The sequence below is a fragment of the Polyangiaceae bacterium genome (assembly GCA_020633205.1).
GTDB lineage: Bacteria > Myxococcota_A > Polyangia > Polyangiales > Polyangiaceae > JAHBVY01.
Map to the genome: position 1 here is coordinate 182184 of JACKEB010000013.1, position 18143 is coordinate 200326.

At 65.3% G+C, this 18143-nt stretch carries 16 protein-coding genes; 10 read left to right on the plus strand and 6 right to left on the minus strand.

The annotated features are described in order from the left end of the window. Positions 1-42 precede the first annotated feature (42 nt). A complete protein-coding gene (locus tag H6718_17095) occupies positions 43-1524 on the plus strand; it encodes a hypothetical protein (GenBank protein MCB9587118.1) in 1482 nt (493 codons plus the stop codon). 53 nt (positions 1525-1577) lie between these two features. After that, entirely contained in the window at positions 1578-3806 is a 2229-nt protein-coding gene (locus H6718_17100; protein MCB9587119.1) for a hypothetical protein, read from the plus strand. Positions 3807-3828: 22 nt separating this feature from the next. On the opposite strand, the gene H6718_17105 is transcribed toward H6718_17100, so the two are convergent. Beyond that, complete coding sequence (locus H6718_17105) at positions 3829-4809, minus strand: tetratricopeptide repeat protein (protein ID MCB9587120.1); 981 nt, start codon at positions 4807-4809, stop codon at positions 3829-3831. Next, the gene (locus H6718_17110; GenBank protein ID MCB9587121.1) at positions 4794-6170 is read right to left on the minus strand and encodes a protein kinase; all 1377 of its coding nucleotides are present in this window, start codon (positions 6168-6170) and stop codon (positions 4794-4796) included. Before H6718_17110 ends, H6718_17105 begins: the two co-directional genes overlap by 16 nt. Between H6718_17110 and H6718_17115 the strand changes: the two genes are divergently transcribed. Continuing rightward, the gene (locus tag H6718_17115; GenBank protein MCB9587122.1) at positions 6148-7836 is read left to right on the plus strand and encodes a hypothetical protein; all 1689 of its coding nucleotides are present in this window, start codon (positions 6148-6150) and stop codon (positions 7834-7836) included. The two genes, H6718_17110 and H6718_17115, sit on opposite strands and share 23 nt — an antisense overlap. On the opposite strand, the gene H6718_17120 is transcribed toward H6718_17115, so the two are convergent. After that, positions 7767-8534 carry a hypothetical protein gene (locus tag H6718_17120; protein MCB9587123.1) on the minus strand — a complete coding sequence of 256 codons (768 nt, stop codon included), beginning with the start codon at positions 8532-8534 and terminating at the stop codon, positions 7767-7769. The two genes, H6718_17115 and H6718_17120, sit on opposite strands and share 70 nt — an antisense overlap. Positions 8535-8653: 119 nt before the next feature. Here H6718_17120 and H6718_17125 point away from each other — a divergent pair, with 119 nt between their 5' ends. From H6718_17125 to H6718_17135, 3 genes are read left to right on the plus strand one after another with little or no spacing between them, the layout of a single operon-like run. Beyond that, complete coding sequence (locus tag H6718_17125; protein MCB9587124.1) at positions 8654-9769, plus strand: sensor histidine kinase; 1116 nt, start codon at positions 8654-8656, stop codon at positions 9767-9769. Further along, the gene (locus tag H6718_17130) at positions 9766-10413 is read left to right on the plus strand and encodes a response regulator transcription factor (GenBank protein MCB9587125.1); all 648 of its coding nucleotides are present in this window, start codon (positions 9766-9768) and stop codon (positions 10411-10413) included. Before H6718_17125 ends, H6718_17130 begins: the two co-directional genes overlap by 4 nt. Before the next feature lie 37 nt (positions 10414-10450). Next, the gene (locus tag H6718_17135) at positions 10451-11023 is read left to right on the plus strand and encodes a Uma2 family endonuclease (GenBank protein MCB9587126.1); all 573 of its coding nucleotides are present in this window, start codon (positions 10451-10453) and stop codon (positions 11021-11023) included. A gap of 6 nt (positions 11024-11029) precedes the next feature. On the opposite strand, the gene H6718_17140 is transcribed toward H6718_17135, so the two are convergent. Together H6718_17140 and H6718_17145 are read right to left on the minus strand one after the other, a co-directional pair. Then, entirely contained in the window at positions 11030-11398 is a 369-nt protein-coding gene (locus tag H6718_17140) for a hypothetical protein (GenBank protein MCB9587127.1), read from the minus strand. Between the two features lie 94 nt (positions 11399-11492). Beyond that, positions 11493-14030, minus strand: coding sequence for a hypothetical protein (locus tag H6718_17145; protein MCB9587128.1), 2538 nt, complete (start codon positions 14028-14030; stop codon positions 11493-11495). A gap of 305 nt (positions 14031-14335) precedes the next feature. Between H6718_17145 and H6718_17150 the strand changes: the two genes are divergently transcribed. From H6718_17150 to H6718_17165, 4 genes are all read left to right on the plus strand, one after another. Further along, positions 14336-14557 (plus strand): hypothetical protein, encoded by a 222-nt coding sequence (locus H6718_17150; protein ID MCB9587129.1) that lies wholly within the window; start codon positions 14336-14338, stop codon positions 14555-14557. A gap of 14 nt (positions 14558-14571) precedes the next feature. Further along, complete coding sequence (locus tag H6718_17155; protein MCB9587130.1) at positions 14572-15333, plus strand: helix-hairpin-helix domain-containing protein; 762 nt, start codon at positions 14572-14574, stop codon at positions 15331-15333. An 84-nt stretch (positions 15334-15417) separates the two neighbouring features. After that, complete coding sequence (locus tag H6718_17160) at positions 15418-16377, plus strand: SUMF1/EgtB/PvdO family nonheme iron enzyme (GenBank protein MCB9587131.1); 960 nt, start codon at positions 15418-15420, stop codon at positions 16375-16377. Between the two features lie 78 nt (positions 16378-16455). Beyond that, the gene (locus tag H6718_17165) at positions 16456-17586 is read left to right on the plus strand and encodes a DUF362 domain-containing protein (GenBank protein ID MCB9587132.1); all 1131 of its coding nucleotides are present in this window, start codon (positions 16456-16458) and stop codon (positions 17584-17586) included. A gap of 80 nt (positions 17587-17666) precedes the next feature. Here the strand turns inward: H6718_17165 and H6718_17170 are convergent, their stop codons facing one another. Continuing rightward, positions 17667-18104 carry a PaaI family thioesterase gene (locus H6718_17170; GenBank protein MCB9587133.1) on the minus strand — a complete coding sequence of 146 codons (438 nt, stop codon included), beginning with the start codon at positions 18102-18104 and terminating at the stop codon, positions 17667-17669. Positions 18105-18143: the final 39 nt, after the last annotated feature.

Sequence of the window (18143 nt, forward strand, 5' to 3'; positions counted from 1 at the left end):
CGCGTAAGTGACGGCCAAGGCCGCTTCGCAAACACTCGAGCCATGACCAGATGCTGGGTTGCGGTGGTGAGCTTGGCCTTGGCCTGTGGCTGCGGCGGTGGAGATGGCGCTGGCGCGGGTGCGGGTGCGACGGGTGGCACGTCGAACAGCGGGGGAACCGGCGCGAGCGGAGGCTCTGCTGGCGGCAGCGATGCTGGCGGTAGCGGCGCAGGGGGTAGCGGTGCTGGCGCTGGCTCTGCGGGAACTGGCTCAGCAGGTGCTGCCGGAGCCGGTGGACAAACCGCCGAAGAGACCCTCGCAAGCTCCGTCTCCTACTACGATGGGCTCATCGAGTTTCAGTTCGCTCAAGAGTACGTCGTTGGTCGCTTCGTGAATGGGGACTACTGGGTGCACAACCACGGTGGCGACGTGGTGATCACTGCGATCACACCGACCGCGGTCGGCGCTCCCGGAGGTGCCGAGCGGGTCATGAACGGCACCATGCTCAATCCCGCGAACAGCACGACCCAGGGTTATGACAGCAGCGCGCGGGACATGGGGTTCGACGCGAACCTCAACGTGGACCCCGCGTTCACCGGTCAAGACCTCGTGGTTTCGCCAAGCTCGTCGGTGATTAAAGGGATCTCGACGGCGAGCAGCGACGGGCGGCCGATCCTCGCGGATGCGGCCGTGCTCACCGTGCTGTCAGCCACCCCACTGAAGGACGCGTTCAGGCCGCCCTATGTCGGTCAACGCTCGGTGGTCGCGACCGCCGCGGAGCTCGACTACTCCCAACTGGGAACGCATGCGCGCCTCGGCGGGGAGCCCGACATCGACAGCGTTGCGTCGCGCTATGAGCGCGTGTGGTTGGAACACTGCACGAGCTGGGTTTCCCGCGATATCCACCCCGCGAATCACATGCCGGCGTATGGACGCGACCTAGCGCGTAGCTCCGCGGAGGGCCTGGTGATGCTGCAGCTCGACTATTCCGATGCGGAAAAGCAGCGACTGCTGGTCGGCCTGGTGCAATACGGGATCGATATCTATGGCATCGCAGCGGCGGGAGGCGCCTGGGACGCCAACGGTGGGCACAACCTGGGGCGGAAGATGCCGCTCTTGTTGGCCGGGCAGGTGCTGCATCATCCGCAAATGCTCGAGTACGCGGATGCGGCTCAGCACTTCATCTTTCAGGATGACCAGCAGCACTTCTATGTCTCTCAAGCCGAAGTGGACATGAGCCACAGCGCCGCTTGGGCGCCGGACGATCGCGCCGTGGCAACGCCTTACGAGGTCAGCGATATCGGCCTTCCGGAGTGGGGGATCCGTCACTTCGACAAGCCCCAAGCGGACAACAAGAACTGGGGCGCGACGTACCGCAACGTGAACGGTCCTTCCCAGGTGATGCAGGTATTCGCCGCGCGCTTGATGGGGGTCGAGTCGGCGTGGAACTGGCCTGCGTTGTTCGACTACGCGGATCGCTACTACCAGACGGAGAGCGGCGTCGGGCCCGACTGGTTTCAGGCGCTCTGGGGCGCGTACCGCTGAAGCGCGCAGCGCCCGTAAGTGACGGCCCGATCTCCAAGTGCGAAGGTGGTGACATGCAGAGGTTTCTTGCGTTGCTCGGCGCTATGGCTTCTCTGGTTGCTTGTAGCTCCGGGGACAGCGGTGCCTCGGGGAATCAAAATGGCGGTAGCGGCGGCGCTGAGAACGGCGGCACTGGAGCCACTTCTGGAACAGGAGCGAACGGCGGAAGCGCGAGCGGTGGTAGCGCCGGGGCGAACGCCGCGTGCGGTGACTCCGTGTGCCAGGTGGGTGAGGACTGCGGCAGCTGTGAGGCGGACTGTGGCGCGTGCGGCGGGGGGTGTGAAGGAGTCGAAGTGCTCTTCGACCCGAACAACCCCAAGGTGGGTTCAGGCTGCGACTGTGATCTGACTCAGTACGACTACTGCACAGGCCAAGAGATCGTCGAGCAGGTGGATCTGCGCGATGGCTTCACCGACGCGGAGTTTCGCTGGACGTTCAAGAGCGGCGGTGGGGACGCGCTTTGCGGTCGCTTCGTGAGTGGGGACTACTGGGTCGCGCCCAAGCCGGGTGAGCAAGTCGTGCTGGAGGCGGTGAGCAGCAACGGGGAGGCGCTGGGAGTCGACGCGGACCCGGTGGACCCCACCGCCATCGGTGTGCTCGACGGTGGCAACAAATACGGCAACTACGTGGCGTCTGAAGATCTGACGACTCAGCTGCCGGTGACCTTTGACAAGTCTTCTTCCCTGGTTGCCGGGAGGAAAAAGAACGAAGCCGTAGATGGGATCTGTGGCACGAAGGCGATTGAGGGCGCGTGCATCGATGTCTACGACATCGTCAGCGTGCTGGACGCCGTGCCGAGAAACGCAGGCAAGAACTGCATCCGGCCGACCATCGTTGGCGGCTTCCCCAAGACTCCCAAGTGCCTCGACACGGACTTCGTCGAGGAGCGCTTGGCGGCGAACCCGAACTTCGACGCCAGCGCTGCGTCCGTCGCGCGGGTCGCGGAAGTGTGGCGCCACGCGACCGAGCTGTTCTCGAATATCAGCGAAGGCGGGCGCGCCTACCGCGTGGAAGGACTGACGGACGACTACGGCTCCGGCAACGCCGCGGCGTTCTACGGCGCCTTCGCGACGCTGTCTTCAGACAAGCTCACCCCCGCTGAGAAGCGCGCCGCGCTTGGCAGCGTGCTTTCTTACGGCCAGGACTATTACTACGGCTTCGTTTCTCCAGACGGTCCCCAGCTCAAGATCAACGCGGGTGCCGGACAGTCTTCGGGTCTGGCCGCAGGCGCTTATGTCTACGCGACGCTGCTGACGGACCCGCTGCCCGCCTCGCAAATGGCGGCGATGGCCCTGACTCCAGACGCAGACTCGCGTCCTCAAGAGCTGAAGCAAGTGCAGATCCGCGGGCAAGGCACCCAGCCCGTGTGGGGCGACAAGGAGTCCCTGACCCGCTACTGGACCGGTGTTTGGTCGTCGAAGTGCTACGACGGCTCGACCGAGACGTGTGATGCGAATCACGGCAAGAAGACCGTTCGAGATCCATACGGATACATCGATGGCCCCGAGGGTGAGCCGTGCGGCGCCTACTTCAACGTCACGAAGGGTCCCTACCAGGCCTTCGCCGCGGTGCAGTGGACGATGCCCGAGCTGTGCGACGTCGTGAACTACGACGCCTTCTTGAGCTACGTCGATCGCCTGCAGAGCAGCGGGTGCAACACCCAGCCCGATCCGTGCGCACCGCCCGACCCGCGGGAGACCGCCGCGTGCGATCCGTGGAGCGCCCAGGGTGACGACACCAGCACCTTCCTTCAGCGCTCAGGATGTAGCTACTACACCGTCACTTGGGGACCCGATCCGAACGACAACACGAAGTGCATCGCCAACAACACCGGGGGCAACAGCGGACAAACCGGCCGCTTCCCGGCGCGAGCCGGCGCGAACGCTGGCTTCAGTGATGGCGGCTTCTACACCTCGAGCATTCGCTCCGTCTGGGACGCGGTGCGCGGGAGCGCTGCGAGCTGTCGCACCCGCGCGGCGGGGATCAGCGTCTCCGACGTGACCCTCACGAGCGGAGCGCAGGGGCTCGACATCAGCGCGCCGGTCTATGCAGACGGCTCCAAGCCGGCGACGCACAACTCCGTGTACGAGGTGATTCGCACCACTGCCGGCGGCAGTGCGCGCAGTGTGCAGAAGTGCGGGCACGTCGACATCACCGCAGATCCTAGCGGAACCAACTACGAGCTTCGTGCTTGCGATCACGTGGGTGCGTGCTCCGCGCCGGTTACCTATCAAAAGCCCTAGCTATCAGCACGCAGACCGGACGCTAGAAACGCACCAAGGTTTCCACCGTTCGGTACTCCGGGTCGCTCACCGGTTCCTTGTTGGGGTCCCGCAGCAAGAAGTAGCCCCCGACGACCGCCCCGGTGACTACCACCCCCGCCACGATCCAAGGCCAAGGCGTGCTCAGGAACGAGCTCTGGTCGGGCGTCAGCTCCACGCGATAGCTCGTGCCGGAGCGCACGGTAACGCTCGAGTCGCGGTCCCCCGCGTCGGAGCGCAGCTGGAGCTGATAGCTGCCTGGCTCGACCCGTCGCCGGACCCTGCCTTCGCCCCACGCGACTCCGACGATCCCCACCCGGGCATCGCGTTCCTTCGCGACCACCTCCAGCGTCGCCATGCGCGCCTCCGGAGAGAGCTCCAACTTGAGCCTCACGCGCTGGCTCCCGCCCGCGGCGACCACCAGCTTATGTTCCGTGGGGAGATACGACTTCGCCGTGGCGCTGACGACGTGCGCGCCCGGATTGACCTCGATGCGCAGCGCTTCGCGGTACTCATAGCGTACGCCATCGACGCGCAGATCTGCACGCAGGGGCACGTTGGGGCTCCCGCTCAAGATCACCACGAGCCTGCTCACCGAGGCGGCGACTTCGGCTCGCAGTCGCTTCGCTTCGGGCAGCATGGCATCGGGTGGTGCGCCGTATTTGTCCGCCAGTAGCTGGTCCAGCACATCGCGGGCCTCCTTGGGGTGTCCCATGCCACGCAATGCGACAGCCAAGTTGAACGCCGCGCTCGCCTTCGGCGCGAGCTCGAGCGAGTGCCGGAAGTGTTCTGCTGCTTCGCTGAAGCGACCGACCTCGGCGGCGGCTTTGCCCTGATCGAAGGACTTGCGCGCGCTGTTGCCTGCGTCCGCGTCGTCGCTCGCGGACGCCGAACCAGCGCTCATCACGATCAGCAACGCTCCCGCTACGCAGCAGGTCAGCGCACCGCGCATCTTCACCCGGTGCCCCATCAGTAGTCTTCCCACAACGGCAATCCCTTCTTGCTCGCTGGTTTCCGTGGGGGACCAGGGTTCGGGGGTGAGGGTTTGCTCTTTACGGCGCTGTTCGAGGTCTTCACAGGCCCTTCGGGTGGTGCGCTGTTCGCCGGGGAAGCTGAAGAGATTCTTGCGGGGTCACTCGCCAGTGGAGCGGCGGCGACAGCTGATTGCTCTTTGGTGGGCTCAGACGGCTCGGCGACGGGTGGTGACTTGGTGCGAGACAGGGCGCCTAACCCCCACCAGAAGCCGAAGAGAGTGAGCACGAGGACTAGCCCGGCGGCGAGCCAACGAGCGCGCTTTGGCGGAGTCGGTTTTGGTCCTGAGGAAGTCGCAGGCATCACCGCCGGTGTAGGGTCGCTGCTAGGCGATGCGACCTGGAGGGCGCCAGCGCTACTGCGGAAGCGCTGCAAGGTCTGCTGAAGCTTGGCGCGGTCGGAGGCGAAGAGCGACTCCACGTAGTCGCCCACTTCGAGCCCGCCCTCGGGCACGCTAAAACGCAGCGCGTCCTCGAGTCGGCGTGCTACGTCTTTTGCGCTGGCGGGGCGCAGCTCGCGCTGTTTCGCCAGGAGCTCGAACAACAGCTCTTCCACTTCGGGCGGGACGTCGTCGCGGAAGCTCTGGATATCCGGAGGAGGTTCCGTGAGGATCCGTCTGGCAACTTCATTCACCTCGGGGCCGGAGTAGAGGCGCGCGCCGGAGAGCATCTCGAATAGGGTCACACCGAGTGCGAACAAGTCCGCGCGCCGATCGAGATCCTCGAAGCGCAGTTGCTCCGGGGAGAGGTAGCCGAGCTTGCCCTTCAAGATCCCGGTCGAGGTGCGCGTGTCGCGACCCAGCGCCTTCGCGATGCCGAAATCGGTGACGCGAGCAACGCCGTCGAATCCGACCAAGATGTTCTGAGGAGACACATCGCGGTGCACGAGCTCTAGCGGCTTGCCTCCCGCGTCTTTGAGCTCGTGAGCGGCGTGCAAGCCTTCTGCGGCTTGGATCGCCACGCGAAGCGCCACCTCCAGGGGTAGACCACCTGGCCCGCCTCGCTTGATCAGCTGGGACACAGAGGCGCCGTCCACGAACTCCATCAACAGGAACGGTCCTGCCTCGTCCTCGCCGACGTCGAGCACGCTCACGACGTTTGGGTGACGAATCAGTCCAGCGATGCGTGCCTCATCGAACAGCATCGCGAGTACGCTTGGATCTGCCATGTACTCGCCGCGCAAACGCTTGAGCGCGAACAGGCGCTCGAACGCGTCGATGCTGCGCAGGGCAAGCTCCACCTTGCCCATGCCACCTTCGGCGAGGCTGCAGACCACTTGGTACCTGCCCCCGGTGCTTTCCACGTCAGAAGACAACGGCGGTTCCAGTATACTGAAGCCGGTGCATCACGCCGATGAGATGTTGCCCCAGCGCGTGGTGCGCTGCCGAGGGCAGTTGGCGCATGGGAATACGGCGGATGTGCCAACAACGCTCGCGATGTTGGAGCGCGCTGGAGCCAGTCTCGCGCCCTGGCGCGCCTGGCTACTCGCGGAGCTTGCGCTGTTTTCGCCTCGCCTTGGGCATTTGCCGAGCGCCGCGGCGCTGCGCGAGATCGCCCAAGGTGTGGAGCCGGAGGAGCAACGGGCTTGCGCTCGGGCTTGCTTCGCAGGGCAACGCGCTGCGTTCCTCGCGTTTGATCGAGATCAGGTCGTTGCCTTGTCCGATCTAGGGCTCGAGCTCAGTGACGCAAGCGCGGAGGAAACGCGGCTGTACGGTCAGCTTTGCGGGGGCTGGAGTGCTTTGATGCGGGGCGACGACCAAGCCGGGTCGGCGAGCGCCGAGTTGGTGTTCCGAGCGGCAAGCGCGAGCGCGATGCCGGAGCTCATGGTGGAGAGTCGTGCGCTGGCGGCTCTGGTGGCCTTAGCCGCTGGCGACACACCTCGCGCCCTCGAACTGGCGCGCCGCGCGTCGTTGATGGCGCGGGTCGAGTCGCTGCCGCAACCGGAGTTCCTGGCGCACTTGGTGTTGGCGCGCGCTCGACGCTTCGCGCGACAACCGCACCTGAGCTTGCGCATCGCACGCGCACTGCAGGACGTGGTGCCAGCGCCCTGGCGCACCTGGTTGGACTGGGAGTGGGCGCTGGCAGGTGGCGAGCAGCTGGAGGCGAGCGAATCTGCTTCAAGTGTTGCTATGTTGAAACAGGTGCTCGGAGAGCAACCGGTGGAGCCCGGCGTGCTGGCAATGCTCGGCGACCAACGCGAGCGCTTGCCGCTGCCGTTTGCGAACGACGTGGCTGGGCTCTGTGGCTGCTTGCAGAGCGCGGCCTCTGAACTTTCCGCTGCGCTGAAGGACTGGCGCGAGGGGCGCGTCGATGTAGTTCCTGAGGAGCTACACGGTGTCGCCTTTCGCTCGGATCTCCTGGAGACCGGAGGCAGCGTCGCTCGCGTGCGAGCTAAGCCCGGGAAGGTGGGGATACGGCTACTGGCCCACGCGCCGGAGTTTGCGGGCCTCCCTCAGCTCGATACCCACGGCCAGCGCCGGGTCGAGACGTTGCTCAGCGTGCTCGCGCTTGCGGGCCCCGACGGACTCAGGGAGGCGGAGTGCTTCGAGCGCACCTACGGCTTCAGCTACGTGGCGGAGCTGCACGCGGGCACGTTCGAGGTGTTGCTGCATCGGACGCGAACGAGTCTGGGCAAGCTGGGGCAGATCGAGCGCGAGGACCGCGCACTCGAAGGGGAAGCAGATGGCCGCCGGCTGCGACTCGCCCTCGAAGGGGACCTTCTGGTGGTGGATCCGCGCGTGTCCTTGCGCACGGCGGATCGGGTGCTGCGGTTGCTCGCGGCGCGAGGTAGCGCGAGCGCCAGAGATGTCGCGCGCGATCTGGCGATTTCACTCCGCGCCGCCCAGGGCGCCCTCAGTGAACTCTCGGAGCGCCAGCTGTGTGATCGTCAGAAGGTTGGGCGCAACGTGGCCTACGTCGTCGAGGACACGGTGTTTTCGGAGCCTTCCCTGCGTTTGCGCCTGGACGAAGTGTTGGGCTGAGCGACGTGCGACTTCACTGAATCCGCAACGCGACTGCTAGCTGCGACGTTCCCGCGCTTGAGTCGCTGGGTCACGACGCCAATCCAGATCCCTCCGAGGACACCTGGCAAGAGCCAAACCACCAAGGCCGGTACCCCGGGGAACAGCCGCGCCGCGTTGACCACACCGAATGCCGTCACCGCGCCGATCCCCGCGGTACCCATCCCGCTCACGTGGGCCACCAACCACTCCTTTGGACCCGGGTCCCGCTTGAACCAGTGGCGAACCTGTCCCACGGACAAAGCCAGGCCAAGGGCAGCGAAGCTGGTTAGCAGAATATTACCTCGAGGAAGCGAAACGCTCGCGAGGCCAACGCTCGCGAGCGCCAACAGGCTGGGTAGTGTCAGGCTGCGCAGTCGTGAGAAGCTCCGAGACTTCTGCTTCGCCACCAACGCGAGGCGCCCGAAATCGAGGCCCGCACCGGTGAGCAGGGCCGCTTGGAGCAGCAACAAGGCGAACAGATTGAGCTCTGGCTGACTCTGCAACAGGTGCTTGAGCGAAGCGATGACTCCGCTGAGGAGCGTGAGCCCCATGGCCCAGCTGAACACCCGCCCCGCTCGGCGATGCAGGGTGCCGCCCTTCTTGGCGAAACCCGCCGCGACCAACCCGAGCAAGCCCAAGCTTCCTCCAACGATGTGCGCAATCAGTAGCAGTGTCATGACTGATTCGTACGTGCGTCGCGGGCAGAGCGCGCGTGCCGGTTGGCAGGGTCTGCGGTCGATTGTGGGCATGACTTTCGGCACGGGTCGTCGGGCCGCCAAGTCGATATACTGGGCGCGTGCAGGGCTCGAATCGCTTGTTACTCGCCGCGGGCCTAGTGACCTGGGCGATGGCGGGCGTGCCAACGTTGAGTCATGGCTTGGCGGAACACGTGAGCTGGAGCTTCGCGCTCTGGTGCATAGCGTTCCTTACGTTCGGGGTCGCGTTCTGCGCGATGGTGTTCGACGTGGGCAAGGGGCGCTGGGACGCGTCGCTGCTCGGGCTCGAGTCCGTGGCTGCGCTGTGCTGCATCGCTCTCGGGAGCGGAGGCGCCGTCGGGTTCACTGGGATCCTCCTCGCGGTGGTGGGCGGTCAGCTTCCGTTCGTGCTCGGCTTACGCACCGCCACGCTTTGGGTGCTCGTTCAGTCCCTGGTGCTCGCCTTACTGTTTGCTTGGGGGGGAGATGGGCACTGGTTGACCATCGGGGGTTACGCGGGGTTTCAGTTGTTTGCCCTCGGGGCAGGCCATGTGGCGCGGCGGGAGTCTGACGCGCGGCGCGAACTCGCAGCGACCCACGCGGAGCTGGTCGCCACTCAAGCGCTGCTCGCTGAATCCGCGCGGGAACGTGAGCGCCTGCGCATCTCCCGGGAGCTCCACGACTCCGCGGGACACCATTTGACGGCGCTCAGCTTGCAGCTCGAGCTGGCGAAGAACGCAGAAGGTGAGCAAGCCAAGGCTGCCGTGGTCAAGGCGCGCGCCATCGCTGGCGAGTTGCTCGGGGAGGTGAGGGATACGGTGCGTGCCCTGCGGGAGACGCGCCAAGTCGAGCTCGAGCCGGCACTCCAGGCGCTGGCACAGGCTGCGAGTGGACTGAAGGTGACTATCCGAGTGGATCCTGAGCTGCAGCTCGACTCGGATACGGCGCATGCGCTGTTCCGATGCGCCCAGGAGGCAGTGACGAACGCCTTGCGCCACTCGAGCGCCCAGCACCTGACACTGGACCTCTGTGAAGTCGACGAGGCCGCCGTGCTGACGGTCAAGGACGACGGTCGCGGAGCCGCAGAGCTCCGCCCCGGCTCCGGATTGAGCGGCCTCCGGGAGCGCCTCGAGATCTTGGGCGGGGAAATCCAGCTCGAGACGTCACCAGGGCGCGGCTTTCGCTTGGTCGCTTCGGTTCCCGGAGGATCCACGTGAAGATCCGCATCCTGCTCGCAGACGATCAGGCGCTCGTGCGCCAAGGCATTCGGCAGCTGCTCGAGCTGACGCCAGATTTCGAGGTGGTGGGTGAGGCGAGTGACGGCGACGAGGCGCTCGCGTTGATCGCCCATCAGGCGGCGGACGTGCTGTTGCTGGACGTGCGCATGCCACACAAGACCGGGCTCGATGTGCTTCGCGTACTCAAAGCCCAGAAGCAGCCCGCGCCGGCGGCGATCTTGCTCACCACCTTCGATGACGATGCGGTCGCCCTCGAAGGGATCCGCCTCGGCGCCCGAGGCTTCCTGCTCAAAGACATCACGCTGGAGCAGCTCACCTCAGGTATCCGTGCGGTAGCGTCCGGAGGCACCTTGATCAACCCCGCGGTCACAGAGCGTGTGCTGCGCGGTCTGCAGCGCCTCGAGCAAGGCTTCGAAGCCAGCGAGCTACCCGATCCGCTGACGCCCCGGGAAACGGAGGTGCTGCGCCTGATGGCCGCCGGCTCCAGCAACCGTGAAATCGCCGAAGCCTTGGGCATGGCGGAGGGCACCGCCAAGAACCACGCCTCGAGCATCCTCTCGAAGCTCGGCGTGCGGGACCGCACCCGCGCCGTGCTGAGAGCCCTGGAGCTCGGCTACTTGTGAGGTGTGCCACGGCGGCCCTGCTGCTATCGTTCTCTTGATGGCTGACCCCGTCCGCAAGCGCGCGACCTACGAGGACGTCTTGAACGCTCCGGCACATCGCGTGGCTGAGATCGTGAACGGGGACTTGAGGTTGAGCCCGCGTCCAGCGCTGCCCCACGCGGCAGCCTCCACGGCCCTTGGCGAAGAGTTGGGGCCACCGTTCAAGCGCGGAAAGGGAGGGCCGGGCGGATGGATTCTGCTGGACGAACCGGAGCTGCACCTCGGCTCAGACATTCTGGTGCCCGACATCGCGGGCTGGCGTCGCGAACGACTACCGATGATCCCTGCGGAGCCGTATCTCAGCCTGGCCCCTGATTGGCTGTGCGAGGTGCTGAGCCCTTCGACCGCCAAACTAGACCGCGCGGAAAAGCGTCCGATCTATGCGCGGGAAGGTGTGCGTCACGTCTGGCTCGTCGATCCTTTGGCCCGCTTGCTGGAAGTGTTGCGCCTGGAAGGCGAGCACTGGACGCTGCTGGGCACCTACAGCGACTCGGCCAAGGTGCAAGCAGAGCCGTTCGAAGTGTTCGAGCTGGAGCTCGGTGTGCTCTGGGCTGACTCGGAACCGGTCTAGCGCGGCTCAGAACAGCAGCACCAGCCAAGTCTGCAGCGGGTCATCCGCGATCGGGCGACAGTGCCAAGCGTTGACCTCGGGACCGGGGTTCACGAACCAAACGTAGTAGGTGTAATCCGTATCCAGCTGGTTTGGGCCGAACAGGCGCTCCACGCGGCGGTAGCAGTCGTCCGGGCTGGCGATATCGAACGTGGGCATGTCCGGTCGCAGGTCGTTTGCGACGTAGCGCGGCCCGGTGGTCCACTCGACGTGGGCTTCGACACAGCGCGAGGACAGCGAGCAGACCCAAGCGTTGGCGGAGCGGTTCAAGCCGAGGGCAGTGCACACGGTCACGACGAACGCGGCGCCTAGCCTCTGTAAGGCGGACGTCGGCATGGGAACCAGAACGCCGAAGACCGAGTGGGCGTTCCCACAAGGTGGGATCGCGGCCGCGACGGCGAGTGATGCACCCGCCGCCGCTCGGCGGGTCTCAGTTGCAGGTGAAGCCGGCGATGCCGGAGATGCACGTGAGCCCGGGACAACAGGGTAGGTCACCGGTGCCGCCGCACTTCTGGCCGGAGGCGGTGCATTGGCCGCCGGTGCTTGGCTTCTCCAAGTCTCGGAATGCCGGAAGTGCGCTCTGCACGGGATCCGCGCCAAGGCCGCTCGGCAGCTCAGGTGCACCGACGAGCAACAAACCTTCATCGGTACCGACCAGGGCACCGGCGCTCAAGGTTGCTCCCCGCCAGGTGTATGCGTTGCCTCCGAAGAAGAAGGCGAGCGAATCCGTGAGGATCAAGAGGCCGGTGTCGAAGCTCACCAGGCGTTCACCGGTTGGGCCGAGGCGCATCGCTTGGGGCACGGAGCCCGTTGGCACCTCGCTCGGCCACGGTGACGTATCGACATTGCCGTTACTCACCCGGATCAGGCCGACGCGCGCGTCAGCGACGTAGAGGACGCCGTCTTCAGTGATCACGCCGGCGCGGGGATCCGGTGCCGTCTTGGCGTCGGCGACGACGCTGACATCAGCACCGGTGATCTTCGCGATGCCGCCGAGCTGCTCGCCGCTCCCAGAATTGTAGATCTCACCTTGGACACGGTCGCGGCTATCCGAAGCTCGCTCTGCCGCGCACAGCGCATAAGCGTCGCCGTTGCCGGCGGGTATCACCGCGCTCACATCGTTGCTCGGGAGGCCGACGATGGTCTCGGAGTCGTTGCCTTGGCTGCGCGCGTAGTGCTGGAACGCCAGCTTGCTGTTGGTGTCGAACGAGACGCGGACAGTGCCGCGGGGAGACCGATCGTTGACTTCGGGCGTGTTGTCCGTGCTTGCGTTGCCCGAGAGCCAGAGCGTGTCGCCGTCCCAGCGCAGGTCATTTACGTAGAGGGACGTCGCGAAGCTGATGGCTTGGTTGTAGTTGGTTGAATCCGGAAAGCCGACGAACAAGCCTTCTTTGTTGCCGGTGTAAGCTAGCTCAGGACCATCTGCCAGGAGCGACGGAGCGAACCAAGCCGGGTTGAAGTCGATTCCGCTGCTGTCATCGCGTTGGTAGCGACCGATGACGTACTCGCCGCCGCGGTTCTTGAGCAGCCGGAGCACGCCCCGGGTCACCGGCAGACCCTCGCAGCTGTACCCTGGGTTTTCGTCGCGGAGCGCCATCAGTACTTCGTTTCCGCGTGAAACCACGTCGCGGACGCCGCTCAGCAGCGGGCGCTCGATGTGGATATCGCCCTGGTCGAAGGCCAAGCCGAACACACCCATCGCGCCGAGCTTGCTCTCGTTGCACAGCATGCTGAGGCTCACGAAGGTGCGACCCGTCGTTGGGTCGAAGGCGAGGGCGCCGACGTGATCTCCCGGTAGCCCCGCGGGCCCCTGAGTGACGCCAATCCCCCTGGCCGGGTTCTGCGCGGTGAGGTCGACGTAGGCCAAGCCGCCACCGCCGTTCGGAGACAGCCGACCGCCGACGATCAGCGTCTTGGAAGCGGGAACGTAGTCCAGCTCCCAGGCGCCGAACGCGCGGCTCGTGCCGTCCGCCGCCCAGCTGAGCTCGCCTTCCAGCACGAACGACTCCGCTGTGGTGCCGTCCCAGCTCACGATGCCGCCGTCGTCTGCTGCCCACGAAGCCAGCGCGATGTACGCTTGCCCTTCCGCGAAGACGATGTCGCCGACGGTTCCGTCGGGCAACCCGTTGCTGCCTGGTGTCCAGGTGTCGACGCTGCTCCCCACGTGCGCGACCCAGGAGTCCGAGTCCCCGTACACGGCTGCGTAGATTTCCCCAGAGTCTGGATCGAGCGCCAAGTCGCCGACCGATGCTGCGCCAAGTTCGCTGTCCGCTAGCGTGCGTCGTGGCTGCATTGTGTCGGCGTCGTACTCGACCAGTCCTTGATCCGTCCCCGCCCAGAGCGTGTTCCGGTTGCCGCCGCGGTCCAGCGCCAGATCGGTCACGCGGGCGCTCGTCGCGCCGCCTCCGACGGCAATCACCTGCACGTTCGACCCATCGATCACCAAGATGCCAGACTCGCTCGCGACGAGGCGCTTCTGGCCGTCTGCGATCACGCCCCGGGTGGAGACCGGGGTTTGACGGGTCGGCTCGAAGGGATCCGGTACTTGAGGCAGTTCGCTCTCGAAGACTCGAACCTCACCCGTGTCTAGGTCGAGGCGCACCAAGCCGCCGCGGAGATCTGCTGCCTCGTCTGCGCTAGGATCCGCGTTGCCCCGGGTGCCGATCCACAGCTCCCTATCGACCCGCGACAGCGCGAGGGGATTGCCCCAGAGCCGCGCGCCCCAGCGCTCCGTCGTGTACTGGGGCGTGCCTCCGCTACCTGCCGTGCCAGCGCTACCTCCCATCCCCGCGGAACCGGCAGCGCCGCCGCTGCTGCCACCGGCTCCGGCTGAGCCCGCGGTCCCGGCGGTGCCCGCGCTGCCGCCGCTTCCGCTCGAGTCGTTCGAGCTGCAGCTACAGCCCCCGATGGCGAACACGGAGAGGGCGACTAGACCTGATTGAAGAAGTGCGGGAGAAAGCAAACGCATGTTCGCGTTGTACCCGAAGGCACTGTCAGGGCTAGAGCCTTCTAAGAATCCGAGCGCTCGCACGCAGCATGCTGCAGGTTGAGAGGGTCCTGCGCTGGTTGCTTGGACGCAGCCGTTGACTCAGGGCGCCAGTGTTCGGCTCAGGGCTTGCGCTGGCGCAACTCGCCAGCGCTGGTTGGCCGCCAGCCACGTCTGAGCGGCTTTTGGCTGCATTTCCGCGCTGAATCTCCTGGCACGCCGCTCGCTAACGGTCGAGCACGGCGCCGCGCAACAGCGTGGTGCTCGCGTAGCTAGGAGAGAACGTCATGAACAGCAAGACCAAGATTGTTTACTGCATCACTGAGAACAAGGGCCGCAAGTACTGGAATCGCGTGGGCGTTGCCTTCGTCAACGTCGATGGCTCCATCAACGTCAAGCTCGACGCCATGCCGGTGTCCGGAGACATGCAAATCCGCGACTTCGTGCCGAAGGAGGCGACGCCGGCGGAGGGTGACTCGCGTGGCCTCAGCTATCAGGCGTTGGCCTGAGGGTGGCTACCGGGATGGCACAGACCAGCGAAGGAGGTAACGAAGGTCGCCCCCAGGAGCCTCCGCAAAACCGCGAGGAAACGCGCGTCGGCTCCGCTGCCGTCCTCCCCGAGGACCCTGCATGGGTCCTCGGGGGACCACCCGCGCACGCTTGGGTCGACCTTCAGGAACCGGACGCAGAAGCAGAGGCAGGCTTTCTGGCCCGCCTCAAGCAGAGCGTGTGGTTTCCGATCTTGAGCAAGGGCGTGGGCGTTGTGTTCGTGCTCTTCGTGCTGTCACTCATCGGCTCTTGGTCGACCTTGCGCGCGAAGGGCGTGTTTGGCCTCGGCTCCCCGGAGGAATCCTCCGGGGCGCTGTTCGCTTCCCAACTCGGTGTGGACTGGGTACCCAGTACTCCGCCCGCGCCACCAGCGAGCGCGCTGCTACCGCCGAAGCCCAGCGCCCAGACGGCGGCCGAAGCCTCTGCCATTGCTCACCCTCACCCCAAAGAAAAATCCGCGGGGATAACAAGCGACGGCAAGGTGATCCTGAACACGGCGAGCGTCGAGGACTTTCAGCGCTTGCCAGGGGTGGGGAAGCGACGCGCGGAGACCATCGTGAAGCTCAGGGAAAAGCTCAAGCGCTTCCGTCGCAAGACGGATCTGTTGCGCGTTCGCGGCATCGGTGTGCGCACCTTGAAGCGCCTGAGCCCGTTGATCGTCGTCGATCCACCCCCTCCGCCGAAGGACTCTGCGGAGGAAGACAAGCCGGATAAGGCCAAAAAGCCCAAAGGTTGAGCGAAGCCTTGAGAGACCTGTTGAGAGTGCGCTACTCGAGGTCGGGGCGTGGTGAGTGTGCGACGCCCCGACCTGATAGTGCCGATGCCCACCCAGTCAGCAGCTCCGCGGTGTCAGACCTTGGCTCGTGGGATCCAGTGCACCCTCGCGACCGGCTTCGTACTCGGGTTGAGCGTCGCGTGCGGAAGTCAGAGCCCGCCCGAGGCAGCGCCAGTGTCGCCCGTGGAGCCGCTCGCCAGTAGCGTGGCCCCGCTGACAACTAGTCCGGCTGCGTCGGCTTCCAGCGCGGAGGCGAAGCCTACCCCTCCGCCGCCTTGCCCTGACGGCATGCTCCACGTGCAGCACGACTACTGCCCGGAGATGGAGCGCAAGTGCTTGAAGAGCGAGTACGACCGGAGCAACCACATCACGATTTGCCACCGTTTCGCTGAGGGTGAGAACACCTGCAAGGCGGAGCGGGTGAAGCTCGACTTCTGTATCGATCGCTACGAGTACCCGAATGAGGAAGGCGGCCATCCGCCCGTAATGGTGAGCTGGTACGACGCGGCAGGGGCGTGTGGCGCGCTTGGCAAGCGCCTCTGCTACGAGAGCGAATGGGTCGCCGCCTGCGAAGGCCCAGCAGAAAAGCCGTTTCCCTATGGATGGGAACGCTCCAGCAAGAAATGCAACATCGACAACCGCTGGATCAGTCCCAGTCTCAAGAAGATTTATTCGAGCGATCCCGCGGTCAGCGAACCGGAGCTGAAGCGCCTCGATCAGAGCAAGCCCAGCGGCGCGATGAAGGAATGCGTCAGCGACTTCGGGGTCTACGACCTCACCGGAAACTTCGACGAGTGGGCCCTGGCGGACCGAGATCGCCCGAAACAGCGCGCCGTCTTTGCCGCGCTGAAGGGTGGGGCGTGGGGACACGTCCGCAACGCTTGTCGTCCGGTGACGACCAGCCACGAACCCGAATTCACCTACTATTTCGTCTCGTTTCGCTGTTGCAGCGACCCCACCGCGGCGTCTGAAGTGGCCAGCGAGGGCGGGGGAGAGGCGCGCTAGTTCGCCCCAGAACCGGCTAGCGGCACTTTGCCCGGGTCCCAGCGCCGTGATAGTTCCCTAACGTTATCGGAGGGAACTATGAGTGAGCGTGATTCGATCGCCGAAGAGCTACGAGCGTCTGTTCGAGAAGCCGCGGACCAGGTCCGTGGGCTGAGCGTTAGTCGCCGGGATCTGATCAAGGGCTCGGTGGCGCTCGGCAGCGCCGCGATGCTCACCGGACTCTCTGACGAAGCAGTCGCCAAGAGCCTGACCGCGAAGCCTCCCAAGGGCTTCAAGCCGATGGCGGTGCCCGGCAAGATCGTCAAGGTCGAGAAGAAGGGCGACTTCGCCTCCTTCATGCAGCCGAACCAGCTGTGGCCCAAGGCGGACGTCGCGAAGCAGCTACTCGAGCGCGCGATGACCGAGTTCACGGGTAAGCCGAACCTGGTCGAGGCGATGAAGCGCTTCGTGCACAAGGACGACACGGTCGCCATCAAGGTGAATGGCATCGCTGGCCAGAAGGGCTACACGATGGCGGTCAACTTCGAGTTGATCAAACCGGTCGTCGAAGCCGTGATCGGCGTCGGTGTCCCCGCGGAAAAGATCACGGTGTACGAGCAGTTCCCGACCTTCTTGATGGGCACGCGCGTCAGCGTGAAGGGCTACGACCTGCCCGACGGCGTGAAGACCGCGACCCACAACAACCTCGATCACAAGATGCCGGAGATCATGATCTACCAGGGCATCAAGACGAAGTACGCCACGCAGATGCTCGAGGCGACCGCCGTGATCGACATGACGCAGATGAAGGATCACGGGATCTGCGGCTACACCGGTTGCTTGAAGAACATCACCCACGGCAACGTGAACAACCCCCACGATCACCACGCGCATCTCGCCAGTCCGCAGATCGCGATGCTCTACAACCACCCCATCGTCACCAGCCGCGTGCGCCTGCACATCACGGATGCGTTCAAGATCATGTACGACCGCGGCCCGTTGGATCGCGACCCCAAGACGCGCATCCCCCACGGTGCGGTGTATGTGGCCACTGACCCCGTCGCGATGGACCGCTACGGTTGGAAGGTGATTGACGACGAGCGCAAGCAGCGCAACATGAAGTCCCTCGCCGACGTCAAGCGCGAGCCGAAGTACATCAAGACCGCGGGTGAGCTGGGCCTCGGTGTGTTCGATATCAACAAGATCCGCGTGAAGAGCGTGACCATCTGAACGCCCCGGAGCGCGGACACATAGTTCCGTAAGGAAATGCTCCGCGCCAGGACCGACCGAAGCGCCCCGAGTCGAGGGACTCAGGGCGTTTCTGTTTTCGTCTCAGGGCGCGCGTAGGTTCCTGTCGCGTGACACACCACGTCGGACTCATCCGCCAGCCAGATCCGGATGTCGCCGTGTACCAGCTTGCGCCCGACCTTGAGGATCTGCGCCTCGCACACCATCGCCTTCAGGCGCGGCCGGCGAAGAAAGTGCAGGGTCATGTCACTCGTGACGGCCATGGCCTGGATCCCAATCTCCGAGAGCACTGCCGCCCAGAGCGTGAGATCCGCGAGCGTGAACAACGTGGGCCCGCTGATGGTGCCACCCGGGCGGCGAAAGCGCTCAGACGGCTCGAGGCCGATGCGTGCTCTCCCGCGCTCGAGCTCGAGCACGCCGAAGCGGAAATCGTCTCCCATGTGCATGTGCTCGCGGACGAGTTCGGTGAAGGCCTCGGCGCTGATCAACGACGGCTGCATGCGTCCTTGGTGCCCGACACCGTCGAAAGTGTCTAGCGC

What these genes read in the sequence shown, in the direction of transcription:
- H6718_17160 (MCB9587131.1), top strand. Translation starts at nt 15,418, where the DNA reads ATGCCCACCCAGTCAGCAGCTCCGCGGTGTCAGACCTTGGCTCGTGGG.
- H6718_17100 (MCB9587119.1), top strand. Translation starts at nt 1,578, where the DNA reads ATGCAGAGGTTTCTTGCGTTGCTCGGCGCTATGGCTTCTCTGGTTGCT.
- H6718_17095 (MCB9587118.1), top strand. Translation starts at nt 43, where the DNA reads ATGACCAGATGCTGGGTTGCGGTGGTGAGCTTGGCCTTGGCCTGTGGC.
- H6718_17135 (MCB9587126.1), top strand. Translation starts at nt 10,451, where the DNA reads ATGGCTGACCCCGTCCGCAAGCGCGCGACCTACGAGGACGTCTTGAAC.
- H6718_17165 (MCB9587132.1), top strand. Translation starts at nt 16,456, where the DNA reads ATGAGTGAGCGTGATTCGATCGCCGAAGAGCTACGAGCGTCTGTTCGA.
- H6718_17170 (MCB9587133.1), bottom strand. Translation starts at nt 18,104, where the DNA reads ATGCAGCCGTCGTTGATCAGCGCCGAGGCCTTCACCGAACTCGTCCGC.
- H6718_17140 (MCB9587127.1), bottom strand. Translation starts at nt 11,398, where the DNA reads ATGCCGACGTCCGCCTTACAGAGGCTAGGCGCCGCGTTCGTCGTGACC.
- H6718_17145 (MCB9587128.1), bottom strand. Translation starts at nt 14,030, where the DNA reads ATGCGTTTGCTTTCTCCCGCACTTCTTCAATCAGGTCTAGTCGCCCTC.
- H6718_17120 (MCB9587123.1), bottom strand. Translation starts at nt 8,534, where the DNA reads ATGACACTGCTACTGATTGCGCACATCGTTGGAGGAAGCTTGGGCTTG.
- H6718_17155 (MCB9587130.1), top strand. Translation starts at nt 14,572, where the DNA reads ATGGCACAGACCAGCGAAGGAGGTAACGAAGGTCGCCCCCAGGAGCCT.
- H6718_17150 (MCB9587129.1), top strand. Translation starts at nt 14,336, where the DNA reads ATGAACAGCAAGACCAAGATTGTTTACTGCATCACTGAGAACAAGGGC.